Raw genomic sequence first — 14,605 nt, 5'->3', positions numbered from 1 at the left:
GAAAAGCTAAATAAATTTTGAACGATGGCATGTTTTTAGCATAAGCATCCTATAGGTGAATATCTATAGGAGCGTGTTATGAATGTGGTGATTATTGGTGCGGGAATGGGAGGTCTAACCACAGGCATTGCATTAAAGAAATTTGGTCACCAAGTTCGTATTTTTGAGCAAACCGAAAAGATTCTTCCGGTCGGCGCCGCAATTTCGCTGTGGTCAAATGGTGTGAAATGTTTAAATTATCTGGGATTAACTGAGAAAATCGCCAAACTTGGTGGACAAATGGATGACTTGGCCTATGTAGATGGTTTAACTGGAGATGTGATGACACAATTCAGTTTACGGCCATTAATTGAAGAAGTAGGACAACGTCCTTATCCGGTTGCACGTGCCGATTTACAAAATATGTTAATGGATGAGTTTGGTCGAGATCAGATTTATTTAGGCAAAAAAATGGTAGGCCTTGAAGATAAAGCTGATTTTGTCGAGGTTCATTTTGCAGATGGCAGCTTAACGCAGGCTGATTTACTCATAGGGGCAGATGGTACGCATTCAATGACTCGGGCCTATGTGTTAGGTCAGCAGGTACAACGTCGCTATGCAGGTTATGTGAACTGGAATGGTCTGGTTGAAATATCCGAAGATTTAGCGCCAGCTCAGCAATGGACGACTTATGTAGGAGAGGGCAAGCGCGCGTCTCTGATGCCAGTTGCGGATGGACGTTTTTATTTCTTTTTAGATGTACCTTTACCAGCAGGGTTAGAGAATAATCGGGATGAATATAAAAAACTTTTAAAACAATATTTTGCTGATTGGTGTCAACCAGTGCAGCAGCTTATTGAGCGCTTAGATCCGCAAAAAACCAATCGGGTAGAAATCCATGATATTGAACCGTTCACACAGTTTTATAAAGGTCGTGTGGTGATTTTGGGGGATGCTGCACATAGCACGACACCTGATATTGGGCAAGGCGGTTGCCAAGCTATGGAAGACGCGATTTATTTAGCGCGGTCTTTGCAAATTAACACTTTGGGTCTAGAAGATGCTTTACGCCGCTATCAAAACAAGCGTAATGAACGTGCCAATGAATTGGTGCTTCGTGCGCGTAAACGCTGTGACGTAACGCATATGAAAGATGAAACGGTCACGCAGGCATGGTATGCAGAACTACGCCGTGAACAAGGCGGACATATTATGCAGGGGATTATTAGCAATATTGTGGGTAATCCACTCGATTAAAAACAAAAACAGCAAGGATTTTCCTTGCTGTTTTATCTTCTAAATAAAAATTTTAGAAGTGGTATTTAACCAAAGCACTGACGTTATTTTCGTCTCGACCTTGAAGGCCAAATTTATTATTCCACACTGAGTGCTCGATACCGAGGTATAAACGTGTATCAGGAGAAATGTGTTTACCCACATTCCATTTCCATTGAGTGGTCCAGTTCAACTCGCTCGCATGGTCGCCTTCAGCGGTTGACCAGTCTAGGAAACCATCTACCAAGAAATCTTCAGATGCGATTTTAAATGGAATGCCATAAACGAATGTCATTTGATAATCGTCGTCAGTGTTCTCATTATTCGCACGGTAGAAGTTTAAATTCGCATACTGGAAATATGGGATATCTAAATCAACTGCAAAACCATACAAGAAGTTGTCAAAGTTATTGCCGTTTTCGCTATTACTTTCCCAAGTGGTACTAATGAGTACATCTTTAATTGGGCCGTACGCCAGTTTTTTGCCAGACACTTCGCCTAAGCTTAAACGTGGTGATAACTCAAAATAAGTACTCTTATGGTCATTTTCGCCACGCATGCGGTCCATAAAGAAAAAAACATCAGCATATTTAACTTTTGCTGCATATTCCAAAGTAATGGTGGTTTCTTTGTCATCTACAACTTCATAGTTTTCACCATAAAGTCCAGTCACGCTAAAATCTTGCCAGATTGGTTTTGCCTGAACCATGGCAGTTGCAGATAACAAGGCACAAGTCGCCGCAAGTTGCTTTAATTGCATTTAAATGATCTCCCCCCAAATAAAGCACGCTAAGGATACAGGGTCTTAAGCAAAAATGAAGCCAAATTTGATCAACGGTTAAAAAAAAGCCCACCGAAGTGGGGCGCTAAAAAACTAACTCATTAATGTGTATTTCGTGTGTTTATTGTTTGGCGTAAATGAGGGGTACGCGAGCTGCGAAATGAAGGTAAGTGATTAAATAACAAATTCAATAAGATAGCAAAGATACAAGTCGAACTAATACCCGAATGGAACAAAGTTTGTACCCAAACTGGGAAATGAGCATAAAATTCATGGTTAATAATTGGAATCATCCCAGCTGATAAAGCAGTTGCTACAATAATCAAATTTTTCTGATCGTTATAATCAATTTTTGCCAAAGTGCGAATTCCACTTGCTGCAACCGACCCAAATAAGACCAAACCCGCACCACCAAGTACTGGCATAGGAATTGCCGCAATAAGGCGGCCCATAACAGGTAATAGACCTAAAATAATCAGAATGACTCCGCCTGCTGCCACGACAAAGCGGCTTTTGATGCCTGTAATTGCCACCAGTCCAACATTTTGGGCAAAAGCACTTTGCATGAATGAACCAAAGATAGGAGCAATAGCGCTTGAAAACATATCTGCACGTACACCGTTGGCGATACGTTTTGAATCGACTTGGGTTCCTACAATATCTCCGACAGCAATAATATCGGCTGTAGTTTCCGTCATAATCACCAAAGTAACGATTAGCATCGATAAAATTGCACTTAGCTCGAAAGTCGGTAAACCAAATGCAAATAAGTGCGGAAATTGCAGCCATGCGCCTGAGCTGACCTGACTAAAATCTCCAAAACCCATAAAGTAGGCGAGGGTAGTACCAGCAACAATAGCCAACAAAATTGATAAACGGCGAATACTTGCCTGTGGCAGCATATTTAGAATAATCACAATGCCTAAGGTCAGCAAAGCTAAAGAGATATTCTCGACGCTACCCCAATCAGGTGCTTTGTTGTTGCCACCCATCATCCAGCGAATCGCAACGGGTAACAAAGATAGACCAATAATCGTGATGACACATCCCGTCACAACAGGTGGGAAAAAACGAATAATTTTTGAAAAGTAAGGCGCAAGGCATAGTCCAATTAAAGATGCGGCAATAACCGCGCCGTAGACAGCAGGTAAACCACCGCCTGTAGTGATAATAGCAACCATGGTTGCCACACCAGCAAAAGACACACCTTGCACCAGAGGTAATTTTGCCCCTAGATATTTGGTTCCGATGGTTTGTATGAGAGTTGCCAACCCGCCTACAAATAGGGCCGCTGCAATAAGCATTCCGACTTGTGCTGCGCTTAAGCCAGCTGCCGTTCCAATAATCAGTGGCGGGGCTACAATGCCCCCATACATGGTGAGCACATGCTGTAAGCCGTAAGCAAAACTTTTGGAAATTCCTAAATATTCATGCTCTGGAGAAATCGCATTCTTTTGCTGATGATTCATATTTTTCTCCTATTTATATTTGAGTTAGCTGCCGCGATAAGTGGAATAAGCAAACGGACTAATAAGTAATGGAATGTGGTAATGCTGATTGGTGTCTTCTATGAAAAATTGAATACAAACACGGGGGAAAAAAGTTTTGATTTGCTGTGATGAAAAATAAGGGGTAACTTCAAATTCAAGTTGATAAGCACCTTTACCTAAGTTTTTTATTCCAAAATCACTCACTCGCCCATCTTGGTTGGTAATTGCAGTCGCTATCAGTTCATGAGTGGCTGCATGAAACAACTTCACTTCGACCTGTGCCGCCGGTTTACCTAAATTCGTATCTAAAATATGAGTGCTGATCATGCTTGTACTTCCTGAGATAGACGTAATAGAGCAATTGCAGCGAGTTGCTCATGTACAATTGTTTTTTCAATAGCTAAGTTGTTTTGAAGTCGTTGATGGAGTTTTTTTAAAATCTCGTCGCTACTGAGGCCTGCGGCTTTAATTAGAAAAATAAAACCAAACTTCTGCTCATACTCGATATTACCTTGCAGCAGGGCTTGTTGTGTTTGTTCATCTAAGGAAATGCCAGCTTGTTCTTGGGCTGAAAAATTTTGCTCTTTTGCATTGAGCTGTTTTTTTGCCTGTCTTTCACCAATTTTTGGATGGGTGGCTAATGCGGCCTGAATCTCTTGCCATGACCATGTGTGGCTTAATTGTTCTGCATATCCTAAAAGTACTGATGTTGATGAGTAGGGACGTTCTGAAATAATTTTTTCGGCCCATACAGGAATATGGACGCAGTTGTTTAACAGAGTCTTGAGTTGGTCGGGTGGGGCTTGATTAAACTCGGCTAAAAACACTGTTATTCCTAAACTCGTTATCGCGATATAGAGTTTTAGCAATAACAGTGCCAAGAGTGATTTGAGATTTGCTTAAGAATTTGGAAAATTAATAATCAATTATTGATTTATGTGATTTTTATACCAATATTCTGCAATATCCTGACGGCGACATACCCAAACACGATCATGCATTTCAATATAGTCCAAGAATCTTTGTAATGCTTTAAAACGACCCGGACGCCCTAAAATACGGCAGTGCATTCCAATTGACATCATTTTTGGTGCAGTTTCTCCCTCGGCATACAACACATCAAAACTATCTTTTAAATATTGAAAAAACTGTTCTGAGCTATTAAATCCACCTGGTGAGCAGAACTTCATGTCGTTACATTCCAAAGTATAAGGAATAATCAGATGAGGTCGTGATGCACCCGTCGTATCGGTAAGTGTGGTCCAAAAAGGCAGGTCATCACCATAGTAATCAGAGTCGTATTGAATTTGTGGGAACTCTGCAAGCAACTGACGCGTATTGGGGCTATCACGTCCGGTGTACCAACCTATGGTTTTATTTCCAAACAAGTTTTCTAAAACAGATAAAGCTTGTTCCATATGCTGTTTTTCGACTTCAAGATCTGTCTCTTGATAATGAAGCCAGCGATAGCCATGAGAAACCACATCGTAATCGGCCTGTTTAATTGCCTCTACAATATAAGGGTTGCGAACAAGCGCCATTGCTACTCCAAAAATGGTCATGGGGAGCTTGCGCCGTTGAAACTCATTATGAATGCGCCAAAAACCAGCACGTGAACCATATTCGTACATAGAGTCCATCGACATATGTTTGGCTGGGTAACTTGCAGCGCCAATAATCTCGGATAAAAACTGCTCTGAACCTTCGTCGCCGTGTTCAATATGTTTTTCGCCACCTTCTTCATAATTCAGCACAAATTGCACGCCAACCTTAGCATTATTAGGCCATTTCACCTCTGGAGGCTGTCCGTGATAACCGATTAAATCACGTGAATAAGGAGACTTTTGAATCTGCTCAATAAGTTCTGCCCCAGATAGATAAGATTCGGACACAATTGCTCTCCTTTTGTTCAATTTTTCATAAAAATTTAAAAAATCAGCTTGCATATTTTTATAGATGGACTGATATTGAAGGTATGAAGATCTTCAAAATAAATTAAAAGCAGTACGTTTAAGTCAGGAGATAACAAACCATTACACCATCAAAATGTACAATTGAAGTCAGTTCATGCATGCTTAAAACATGCCAACATAAAAAAGTTTTGCATAGAAAAGATCCACAGTAAGAAAGAGAGGATGGTATTTATGAATATTGAAATCCGCACAGATAAAAACATCCATAATAGTGAACGTTTAATTACTTATGTACGTGCAGAACTTACTCAAGAATTCCAACGTCATAGCGAACGTATTACACATTTCTCGGTTCATTTTAGTGATGAAAATGGGGACAAAGGTGGAGACAAAGATATCCACTGTATGATCGAAGCACGTCCTTCTGGCTTAAAACCAGTTGCAGTGCACCATAAAGCAGGAAATATTGACGCTTCAATTCATGGCGCGATTGAAAAGCTAAAACGTAGCCTTGAACATACCTTTGAGAAAAAAGAACACCCGAGAGGTGGTCAACCAGAATTCATTGATGATGAAGTTTAAAAAACACTAAAAAGCCCTTCGGGGCTTTTTTTATGAAGATGTAAAAAGACCAATAAAAACTCTTCACAACTTTAGGTTTGCAATGCAATAGCGTTGACCTCTAAAATCTTCAGTAGAGATTAGGCATAATAGCGCTAATATATTTTTGAGAGATGGTCATGTTAACCACCCAACAGCAGGCTTTAATTAAAGCCATAGAAGAATTAGAACTCGCGCAAGTACAAAAATTACTTGCTGAGGGTCTTGATCCGAATTTCATTGATCCGGAACAAGGACCGCCAGTGTCCATTATTTGTGATGGAATTTTTAAATGGTGGGAAGACGTCTCTGAAGCGTATGAAGCGGGGACTCCATTATCACAAGAAGAAAAACAGCAAGCCCTGCAAGTTTATCTCGATATTCTTGAAGCCCTCATTCAGGCAAAGGCAAATGTCCATCTTTGGGATGCAGAAGAGTTTTATGGTCCACTATGGGATGCAGCAAGTTCGGCATGTGCACCAGCAGTTCAGCGCTTGCTAGATGAAAAAGTTGATCCAAACACACGTGATGAAGAAGGACTCACCATTTTATCTTCAATCAGTCAGTTGTTCTTTGATTGTGATTTTGATGAAATAGATTGGTCAGAAGCGCTTCAAGAAGAGCGTGAAACACTAGAGTTATTGCGCCGTCACGGAGCAAAAATGTCAAAAGAATTAACTACTTGATTGGATAATAGAATGAGAACATTTCAAATTTTAACTTTTGCTCTGACCACCGTTGCTGCAGGAAGTACTTTTGCCGCAGAGTTCTCGTTTGATCGTCCGGGTTCAGGCTTTGGAACAGGCATTACGCCAGTTGGTAAATTAGCATGGGAACAAGGTTTACCAAGTGCAACCTATACAGAGACAACTGTTGATGGCGTTAAAGAAAAAACAGTTACTGTAAATGAGGATATGTTATTCCGTACAGGTTTAGCTGATGGTTTGGAATTACAATTAGGCTGGCAAGGTCCGGCATGGACTCAAACTAAACGTGCGGGTAAAAAAACGGATAACTCAGGTTTTGGCGATGTAAGCATCGGCTTAAAAAAAGCGATTGATTTAAATGATGAAAATTTAACAATGGCTGTATTGGCTGAAGCTGTTATCGCAACAGGTAATGATGAGTTTACTGCCCATGACGATATATATAGTTTAAGTTCAGCAGTAGCTTATAAATATAATGATTTGTTGGATACTTCTATTACCATGCGTTATGAAGTACAAAACAGTAACTGGGCAGTGACTGCAATTCCAACCATCAATTATAAGATTGCGGGCAAACTTTCAGGATATTCTGAATTTGTTTATCGTAAAGCTGAAAGCCAAGACTACCAATATGGTTTAGGAACAGGTTTAGTTTACGCAGTAAATAACCGCACTCAACTTGATGCAAATATTGGTGTGGACTTAGAAGGTCAAGATAAGAGCTACAAAGGTGGCTTAGGCATGGCATTCTTATTCTGATCAGACTAACTTGAACTCATTATTATTGATGAAAAAGCTTATTTCTCAGGGAATTATTTATTTTCTAGTAGCCGCTACTTTTGTATTGAGTCAGTTTGTCTTTGCAGAAGATAAGTTATTGTCACCCGAACAGGCTTTTTCATTTTCGGTTGAATCGCCACAATCGCATACCGCAAAGTTATCGTGGCAGATTCAGCCGAATTATTATTTGTATCAGCATAAATTTACCGTACAACAGGGCAATCAGCCTTTAACTTTAAATTTGCCTAAAGCGGTTTCTCAATATGATGAGAACTATGGCCAAAGCCAAGTTTATTACCATCAAGTCAACTTCCAGATTAAAACCAAGCCTTCAGAGCACTACACAGTAACTTGGCAAGGCTGTGCCAAAGACCGTATTTGTTATCCTCCACAAACTATTGAGTTTCAAACTGACGCAGATGGTCTGGTCGGTCTGCAAAATCAGGCAGGTGCAGCACCAAAACGCTTATTAGATTTGGCAAATACACAAGCATCAAGCTCTACGGAGTCTTTAGAGAATCAGAGTTCAGCTACTCAAGCTGAAGGAGCTGCTCCAGAGATTGCCCAAGATCAGGTTTGGTCAGCAAAGTTAATTGAACACTCGCTTTGGTATGGTGTTTTATTATTTTTAGGTTTAGGCATGCTGCTTGCATTTACGCCATGCTCTTTACCAATGCTGCCTATTTTAACTTCATTAATTATCCGAGATCACAAAGGTTTAAAAGCTTGGACGATTGCACTTACTTTTGTGTGTAGTATGGCATTGGTCTATGCAGGTCTAGGCTTGATTGCTTCTTCAGCGGGTTTAAATTTCCAACGCTGGCTACAACAGCCTGCTACTCTTATTGCGTTTAGTTTGCTGTTTATTGTCTTTGCTCTGAACTTATTTGGTTTGTTTGAGCTTCGTTTACCTCAGACATGGTTAAATCGTCTTGATCGTATTCAGTCTATGCAACAAGGCGGCACTTTAGTTGGTGCAGGCGTTATGGGCGTGGTTTCTGCGCTTTTAGTGGGTCCTTGCATGACTGCGCCTTTGGCTGGAACTTTATTATTTATTTCTCAAACCCAGAACCAATGGCAAGGTGCTTTGCTTTTATTCTGTCTCGGTTTTGGCATGGGAATACCTTTACTCATCGCGAGTGTTTTAGGTGCAAAGTTCTTACCTAAAGCGGGCGACTGGATGCATCAGATTAAAGTGATTTTTGCTTTTCTGATGTTGGGGTTAAGCCTTTATTTCATTCGCCCTTTATTGCCAGATTGGGGCATGCAAGTGCTTAGTTTTGTACTTGGGCTAGCTTTTATTATCTATGCGCTGTATCAGTTCTTTTGGAAAAAAGGGCAGTTACAGTGGCTTTATGCGCTCCTACTTTTATTGGTAACGCCATTTGTGGTTTATAACCAGTATCAACATATTCAAAATCGTAGTTTGCAAAATTCTGAGCATATGGCTGAGTGGCATGTGGCGACCACGGCAGCAGACTTTCAAAAGATTATAGCAGCAGCTCCTACTGATCGGGCTATTGTTGTTGATGTCTATGCCGATTGGTGTGTGGCTTGTCAGCCTATTGAACATCGTATTTTAAAAGCACCTGAGGTTCAGGCGGCTCTTGCGCCTTACTATCTCATTAAGCTTGATTTGAGTCATTATGACCAATCACATGAAGCTCTACTCAAACAATGGAATATTCTTGGGCCTCCTACGTATCTCTTTTTAAACAAGCAACAGCAAGAAATTCGTTCTTTACGTTTAACAGGCGCATTTAGTCAGCAAGAGCTTTTACAACAGCTGGCGAGCTTATCAAAAGCTAAAGATTCAAATTGATTTGATCTGAGGTAGTTGGTGAAAAGTGCGTACTTGATTACGCCCAGAGGCCTTTACCGCATAGAGCGCTTGATCGGCTTGTCTAATCACAAGATAGGGGTCATTTGCAAATGTGGAACTGCTGATGCCAAAGCTGGCACTTACATGAATTTGGATATTTTGATTATTGAAGATAGTCAATTCTTGTAAAGCTTGCCGGCAACGTTCAGCAATTTTTTCTGCTTGAATAATATCGGTATGAGGAAGTAATAAAATAAATTCTTCTCCACCAAAACGTCCAATAATATCTTCATTACGTAAGTTTTCAGAAAGACACTGAGCAATTTCAATCAAAACCTGATCACCTTGGTGATGTCCGTATATATCATTAATTTTTTTAAAATGATCGATATCAAGAAGTATCACGGCATAATCAAATTGCTGTTCATGAAGTGCTTCAAGATGGGTGTTTAAGCTTCGTCTATTTAAGACATTAGTTAATGGGTCGATTTGGCTTAAACGTTGAATATAGGTTTCTCGTTGACGCCATTGGGTCAGCAATATTTCAAATAAAATAAAACACGCCACTAAAATGGGCATAATAAAAAACAGCATACTTCCTAGCCAAAATGGATTGGTTTGGGCATGCCGCATCGCTGTAAAATTAAATAGGGGAGCATATGAAATAACTCCCGTCATACTTAAATATGTACATACCGCTAGAATAATAGTTGCAGGTATAAAAGCGCTATAAACAATTTTTCTTTCAAATAAAACTAAACCTACGCCAATAGTGCCTACGTAACCCACCATTGTGGCAGGGCTGATACTACCAATTAAATATCCATCGTGGCACAACATCAGCATAAAGGCTTGTACACTAATTAAAGGCACAATTTTTTGCGCCCAAGCTTGGTCTTTGTAGCGATAACAAGGAATAATGAGTACAGCTAATAAAAATAAGGTCAGTAAATTCAGCCAGATTTGTGATTCAACTAAAGATAGGTTTGCCCATTGCCAAACAGTAGGAGTAATTAAAATATAGCCTTTCCATAAAATCCAACTAAAATTCATTGCGCAGGCGAGGGTAAGCATTAATGCGCTTTTTTGTAATGGGGTCCAGTTAATAATGTGATTATGATGGATGAAATCGAGAATCACCTGTTTTATTTTATTTATAGGACGAGTGATTAAACGAATTTTCATAATAATAAAGGAACTCCTAAATAGAGATGTCTCTTCGTCAGATCATCCTAAAGAGGGAGAGTTTGAAGGATTCATAACCTAAACATACCATGATTCATAAATTAAACCTCATGATTTGGATTGTGAAAAATAAGAAGAAGTGACAAATTTTAAATTTGTCACTTCTTCATTTTGATTACGTCTTATCAAGTTCATGAGCAAACTCAGCAATATCCGCCATCGCCTGTTTTGCTTCTTCGAACCAAGCATTAAACATTTGGAAGTTATGCCACATGCCTGTGTAAAGTTTAAAGTGTACTTTGATACCTGCTTCTTCAGCTTTCTCTCTAAAACGTTTGGCATCGTCTAATAAAATTTCTTTTGAACCAACCTGAACTAATGTTGGCGGTAAACCCTCTAAGTTGTCGAAAATAGGTGAAACACGCGGGTCATCTGCCGCAATATGATTGCCAATATAATGCTGAATACCTATTTGCAGAGCTTCAAGAGAAAGCAAGGCATCATGTTTTTGGTTAAATCTTAAAGACTCACTGGTTAGGGTTAAATCTAGAAAAGGTGACATTAAAATCAGGCCACTTGGCATAAGTTCGGGTTGTTCTTTTAAACGTAAGCAAAGTGCCAAAGCCAAATTAGCTCCACAAGAGTCACCAGATAAAATAATATCTTTAGGCTGGATACCTTGAACTAATAACGATTGATAGACATCATATAAGGCCTCAGTCGCCTCAGGATATGGATGCTCGGGTGCAAGTGGATAGTCCACATGAATAATTTGCATTTGGGTACGAGCAGCCAAATCTGTCATGAACGCATGATGTGTTTTTAAACTTCCTAAAAAAAAGGCGCCGCCGTGAATATGAAAAATAAGCTGGGTCGCTGAATCTTGAGCTTTAATTTCTTCACCCTTAATGCCAGCAAGTCGGATTGGTCGAACGGTTACATTTTTTTGTTTTGGAAATGCTCGGCAAAGTTGTTCAAGCATAGGGCGCAGAGCAGTTGGAGGTAAATTCAACTGACTTGGTTTGCGAATTGCTGTTTTAAGAAATGTTTCTGTGAAATAATATTTTAAAACATTAGGTATATTCATATAGTATCCGCTTATGTTAATTACTTGTTTCCCTATAAATTTTATTTTTCAAGGTTACAAGGTTACACGAAACAGTCACATTCAAAAATTGCAATATCGTTGCGAGTTTTGAATACTGAAGTCTTGGAAGACCCAAGGATATTACAAAAATGAAAAAGATTGCTTTAGCTTTAGGACTTGTTGGTATGGCTGCATTTGCCAATGCGGCTGACCCACTAAACGGAACGGTATGGAAAACGATTGATGACCAAACCAATAAGCCCAAAGCCGTAGTAAAGTTTACGGAACAGAAGGATGGAACCTTAACTGCAACCATTCAAAACATTTTGACACCAGGTGAAGAAAACGTTTGTACAAAATGTGAAGGTCCGTATAAAAACAAACCGCTTAAAGGTGTGACCATTGTACATAATCTAAAAAATGTAGGTGGTAACAGTTATGAAAACGGTACAATTTTAGACCCGAAATCTGGCAAAACTTACAAATTAAAAGGTGAGTTGGCTGAGGGCGGTAAGAAACTTAAATTACGTGGTTATATTGGCGTTTCAGCATTGGGCCGTAACCAAACTTGGATTCGTGCGAACTAAAAGCTTAAATAAAAAAACGAGCCAGTGGGCTCGTTTTTTTATGCGCTTAAGTTTTGATAGGCCGTTTCGTCAAAGCCTACCAGAAACCCTTTAGGGGTTTGTAGAACTGGTCGCTTAATTAAGCTTGGCTGAGCAATTAGCGCCTCAATAAGATGATCTTCACTGCTTAAAGCACGCGTTTGTTCTTCTTCAGATAGTTTTTTCCACGTAGTACCTTTCTTGTTGAGCACCGTATCTTGTCCAATTTCTTTTAGCCAGATTTTTAGGGTATCAGCATCGATCCCTTGTTTTTTATAATCGTGAAATTCGTAGCTCAAACCTTTTGCTTGTAAAGCATCAAATGCTTTTTTCATCGAGTTACAGTTTTTAATACCATAAATTTTTAACATTTTATCGGACCATGTCAAAAAGAAAGAACATACAGCCTAACCCAAAATGCATTTGAGCACTACTTTATACAGATACTTTTAAAACAAATGAAAAATAATGATTAAAACAATAAAGAATGTCATGTTATTGTCATAAGACAAGGTAATAATGAGCTTAATAAGAATAAATTAAAAACTAAAAGAACGTAGCGCAAAAAATAAGAGATAGAAAAGAGAAAACCCGCATTTAATCATCCTGATCATGCGGGTCTCATTTCAACGTCCATTGTCACATCCTTGCAAATAAACTTATCTTAAGTTTATTTTATCTTCCTACGGCGTCCTATCCTTTTGCGTCATCCTGACTGCTTCCCTGTGCCGTGGGGCTATAATGCCGTTAAACATGTGTAAGAAAAATACTCAAAAGCGACATGTGTTGTAAGCAAAAACGACAATGTAAGTGAACATGTGTTCACTTATTCTTGAATTTTATAGTCGATAATAACTGGAGCATGGTCACTAAACCATTGATCTTTATAGACCCATGCATTTACAGTGCGCGCTTTCCAGTCTGGTGAACATGCGTGGTAGTCAATACGCCAACCTACATTTTTCGCACGCGCTTGTCCGCGATTTGACCACCATGAATACAATTCCGCTTCTGTTCTTACAACACGGAAGGTGTCTACATAGCCAAGTTCATCATAAATGTGGTCAAGCCAAGCACGCTCATGTGGTAAACAGCCAGACGACTTTTGGTTGCCAGACCAGTTTTTAATATCAATTCGTTTATGAACGATGTTGTAATCGCCACAAATAATGATGGACTTATTCTCATCACGCCATTGTTTCAAGATTTTGGCGTATTCACCTAAAAATAAATCTTTACGTGCTTGCGCTTCTTCACCACTTGAGCCTGAAGGTAAGTATAATGATGCAATATGTACGGGATGTGACAAACCTAAATCGAATTCGGCAGAAATGAAGCGGCCTTGACTATCGGCCAATTCAAACCCTAAACCATCTTTAATAGAGACAAAGGGTAAGCGGCTATAAATTGCAGTACCTGCGTAGCCTGCACGCTCTGCTGGAAAGAGATGGGTATGCCATCCCTCGGGTCTAAATTTCTCAGTCCATTGTTCATGGGTAATGCGGCTTTCCTGCATGCATACGACATCGGCATCTGATTGTTCTAACCATTCAAGTAAGCCTTTCGTCACTGAAGAACGTAAGCCATTTACGTTAATGGAAACGACTCGAAGAATTTTTACATCACTTGGATACTGATCCTTTGGTATCATGCGAAAATTTAACCTCAATTGTGAATTTGGAGCACCTCATGACAACGCCTGTGTCATTTCACCCGCAAGCATTTATCGAACTCGCATTATCACGCGGTGTGCTTAAATTTGGTGAGTTTACTTTAAAATCTGGACGCGTGAGTCCTTATTTTTTTAATGCAGGCCTACTCAACGATGGTGAAGCTTTATCTCTTTTAGCACAAGGCTATGCCGATAAATTAACACAATGTGAAAATGTTGATGTGATTTTTGGACCAGCTTACAAAGGTATTCCGTTTGTAGCTGCGACTGCTGTAGCTTTGTCGCAAACACATAACAAGAGCGTGCCATGGGGCTTTAACCGTAAAGAAGCGAAAGATCATGGCGAAGGTGGTGTTTTAGTCGGTGCTGCGGTTGAAGGTAAAAAAGTCTGGATCATTGATGACGTGATTACCGCAGGCACAGCGATTCGCGAAGTGGTAACGATTTTGAAAAATGCCGGTGCAACTATTGCGGGTGTGTTGGTTGCGCTAGATCGTCAAGAACGTGGTCAAGGTGAGCTTTCTGCAATTCAAGAAGTTCAAAAAGAATTAGAAATACCTGTACATGCTCTTATTACCATGAAGGACTTAATGGATTATTTAGAAGCAAAAGGCGAAAAAGAAGCGCTAGCTAATATGCAAGCTTATCGTGAAAAATACGGTATCTAAGCTTTAGATGTAAGAAAAAAGGAAGCAAGGCTTCCTTTTTT

Annotated in this window: 16 protein-coding genes; 7 read left to right on the top strand and 9 right to left on the bottom strand. The window is 39.7% G+C overall.

The features are described from left to right. Positions 1–78: 78 nt before the first annotated feature. The gene (gene hpxO / locus EGT34_RS10695; RefSeq protein WP_001103533.1) at positions 79–1,236 is read left to right on the top strand and encodes an FAD-dependent urate hydroxylase HpxO; all 1,158 of its coding nucleotides are present in this window, start codon (positions 79–81) and stop codon (positions 1,234–1,236) included. A 52-nt stretch (positions 1,237–1,288) separates the two neighbouring features. Here the strand turns inward: hpxO and EGT34_RS10690 are convergent, their stop codons facing one another. From EGT34_RS10690 to puuE, 5 genes are all read right to left on the bottom strand, one after another. After that, positions 1,289–2,014 (bottom strand): outer membrane protein OmpK, encoded by a 726-nt coding sequence (locus EGT34_RS10690; protein ID WP_001176279.1) that lies wholly within the window; start codon positions 2,012–2,014, stop codon positions 1,289–1,291. Positions 2,015–2,136: 122 nt separating this feature from the next. Continuing rightward, entirely contained in the window at positions 2,137–3,504 is a 1,368-nt protein-coding gene (locus tag EGT34_RS10685) for a nucleobase:cation symporter-2 family protein (RefSeq protein WP_001016456.1), read from the bottom strand. A gap of 24 nt (positions 3,505–3,528) precedes the next feature. Beyond that, complete coding sequence (gene uraH / locus EGT34_RS10680) at positions 3,529–3,852, bottom strand: hydroxyisourate hydrolase (RefSeq protein ID WP_000626020.1); 324 nt, start codon at positions 3,850–3,852, stop codon at positions 3,529–3,531. Next, the gene (gene uraD / locus EGT34_RS10675; protein WP_000477669.1) at positions 3,849–4,352 is read right to left on the bottom strand and encodes a 2-oxo-4-hydroxy-4-carboxy-5-ureidoimidazoline decarboxylase; all 504 of its coding nucleotides are present in this window, start codon (positions 4,350–4,352) and stop codon (positions 3,849–3,851) included. The genes uraH and uraD overlap by 4 nt, the downstream gene beginning before the upstream one ends. Positions 4,353–4,451: 99 nt before the next feature. Then, the gene (gene puuE, locus EGT34_RS10670) at positions 4,452–5,417 is read right to left on the bottom strand and encodes an allantoinase PuuE (protein ID WP_000004723.1); all 966 of its coding nucleotides are present in this window, start codon (positions 5,415–5,417) and stop codon (positions 4,452–4,454) included. 252 nt (positions 5,418–5,669) lie between these two features. Here puuE and EGT34_RS10665 point away from each other — a divergent pair, with 252 nt between their 5' ends. The 4 genes from EGT34_RS10665 to dsbD all read left to right on the top strand — a co-directional run bounded on the left by EGT34_RS10665 (position 5,670) and on the right by dsbD (position 9,347). Continuing rightward, entirely contained in the window at positions 5,670–6,020 is a 351-nt protein-coding gene (locus EGT34_RS10665; RefSeq protein WP_001019316.1) for an HPF/RaiA family ribosome-associated protein, read from the top strand. Between the two features lie 158 nt (positions 6,021–6,178). Next, complete coding sequence (locus tag EGT34_RS10660; protein ID WP_000958427.1) at positions 6,179–6,724, top strand: ankyrin repeat domain-containing protein; 546 nt, start codon at positions 6,179–6,181, stop codon at positions 6,722–6,724. 12 nt (positions 6,725–6,736) lie between these two features. After that, complete coding sequence (locus tag EGT34_RS10655; RefSeq protein WP_001258761.1) at positions 6,737–7,504, top strand: transporter; 768 nt, start codon at positions 6,737–6,739, stop codon at positions 7,502–7,504. Between the two features lie 28 nt (positions 7,505–7,532). Then, entirely contained in the window at positions 7,533–9,347 is a 1,815-nt protein-coding gene (gene dsbD / locus EGT34_RS10650) for a protein-disulfide reductase DsbD (protein ID WP_000733826.1), read from the top strand. Here dsbD and EGT34_RS10645 read toward each other — a convergent pair. After that, entirely contained in the window at positions 9,339–10,532 is a 1,194-nt protein-coding gene (locus tag EGT34_RS10645; protein WP_000702293.1) for a GGDEF domain-containing protein, read from the bottom strand. The two genes, dsbD and EGT34_RS10645, sit on opposite strands and share 9 nt — an antisense overlap. A 175-nt stretch (positions 10,533–10,707) precedes the next feature. Further along, positions 10,708–11,619, bottom strand: a complete 912-nt coding sequence (locus EGT34_RS10640; RefSeq protein ID WP_001025108.1) for an alpha/beta hydrolase — start codon at positions 11,617–11,619, stop codon at positions 10,708–10,710. A gap of 149 nt (positions 11,620–11,768) precedes the next feature. Here EGT34_RS10640 and EGT34_RS10635 point away from each other — a divergent pair, with 149 nt between their 5' ends. Further along, positions 11,769–12,206 carry a DUF2147 domain-containing protein gene (locus EGT34_RS10635; RefSeq protein ID WP_000717017.1) on the top strand — a complete coding sequence of 146 codons (438 nt, stop codon included), beginning with the start codon at positions 11,769–11,771 and terminating at the stop codon, positions 12,204–12,206. Between the two features lie 38 nt (positions 12,207–12,244). Here the strand turns inward: EGT34_RS10635 and EGT34_RS10630 are convergent, their stop codons facing one another. Both EGT34_RS10630 and EGT34_RS10625 read right to left on the bottom strand, forming a co-directional pair. Further along, entirely contained in the window at positions 12,245–12,595 is a 351-nt protein-coding gene (locus EGT34_RS10630) for an arsenate reductase (protein ID WP_000913164.1), read from the bottom strand. 455 nt (positions 12,596–13,050) lie between these two features. Further along, positions 13,051–13,875, bottom strand: coding sequence for an exodeoxyribonuclease III (locus EGT34_RS10625; RefSeq protein WP_000612365.1), 825 nt, complete (start codon positions 13,873–13,875; stop codon positions 13,051–13,053). Between the two features lie 38 nt (positions 13,876–13,913). Here EGT34_RS10625 and pyrE point away from each other — a divergent pair, with 38 nt between their 5' ends. Beyond that, positions 13,914–14,564 (top strand): orotate phosphoribosyltransferase, encoded by a 651-nt coding sequence (gene pyrE / locus EGT34_RS10620; RefSeq protein ID WP_000211303.1) that lies wholly within the window; start codon positions 13,914–13,916, stop codon positions 14,562–14,564. Positions 14,565–14,605 lie beyond the last annotated feature (41 nt).

It is taken from the genome of Acinetobacter sp. FDAARGOS_558 (genome assembly GCF_003937785.1).
Taxonomy (GTDB): Bacteria; Pseudomonadota; Gammaproteobacteria; order Pseudomonadales; family Moraxellaceae; genus Acinetobacter; species Acinetobacter baumannii.
Note: the sequence above shows the minus strand (reverse complement) of the source record. Positions and strands in the feature narration are given on the sequence as shown.

Bases quoted from the DNA above. Each gene is read 5' to 3' on its own strand.
- hpxO (WP_001103533.1), top strand. From the start codon at position 79: ATGAATGTGGTGATTATTGGTGCGGGAATGGGAGGTCTAACCACAGGC.
- EGT34_RS10690 (WP_001176279.1), bottom strand. From the start codon at position 2,014: ATGCAATTAAAGCAACTTGCGGCGACTTGTGCCTTGTTATCTGCAACT.
- EGT34_RS10685 (WP_001016456.1), bottom strand. From the start codon at position 3,504: ATGAATCATCAGCAAAAGAATGCGATTTCTCCAGAGCATGAATATTTA.
- uraH (WP_000626020.1), bottom strand. From the start codon at position 3,852: ATGATCAGCACTCATATTTTAGATACGAATTTAGGTAAACCGGCGGCA.
- EGT34_RS10665 (WP_001019316.1), top strand. From the start codon at position 5,670: ATGAATATTGAAATCCGCACAGATAAAAACATCCATAATAGTGAACGT.
- EGT34_RS10660 (WP_000958427.1), top strand. From the start codon at position 6,179: ATGTTAACCACCCAACAGCAGGCTTTAATTAAAGCCATAGAAGAATTA.
- EGT34_RS10655 (WP_001258761.1), top strand. From the start codon at position 6,737: ATGAGAACATTTCAAATTTTAACTTTTGCTCTGACCACCGTTGCTGCA.
- dsbD (WP_000733826.1), top strand. From the start codon at position 7,533: ATGAAAAAGCTTATTTCTCAGGGAATTATTTATTTTCTAGTAGCCGCT.
- EGT34_RS10645 (WP_000702293.1), bottom strand. From the start codon at position 10,532: ATGAAAATTCGTTTAATCACTCGTCCTATAAATAAAATAAAACAGGTG.
- EGT34_RS10640 (WP_001025108.1), bottom strand. From the start codon at position 11,619: ATGAATATACCTAATGTTTTAAAATATTATTTCACAGAAACATTTCTT.
- EGT34_RS10635 (WP_000717017.1), top strand. From the start codon at position 11,769: ATGAAAAAGATTGCTTTAGCTTTAGGACTTGTTGGTATGGCTGCATTT.
- EGT34_RS10630 (WP_000913164.1), bottom strand. From the start codon at position 12,595: ATGTTAAAAATTTATGGTATTAAAAACTGTAACTCGATGAAAAAAGCA.
- EGT34_RS10625 (WP_000612365.1), bottom strand. From the start codon at position 13,875: ATGATACCAAAGGATCAGTATCCAAGTGATGTAAAAATTCTTCGAGTC.
- pyrE (WP_000211303.1), top strand. From the start codon at position 13,914: ATGACAACGCCTGTGTCATTTCACCCGCAAGCATTTATCGAACTCGCA.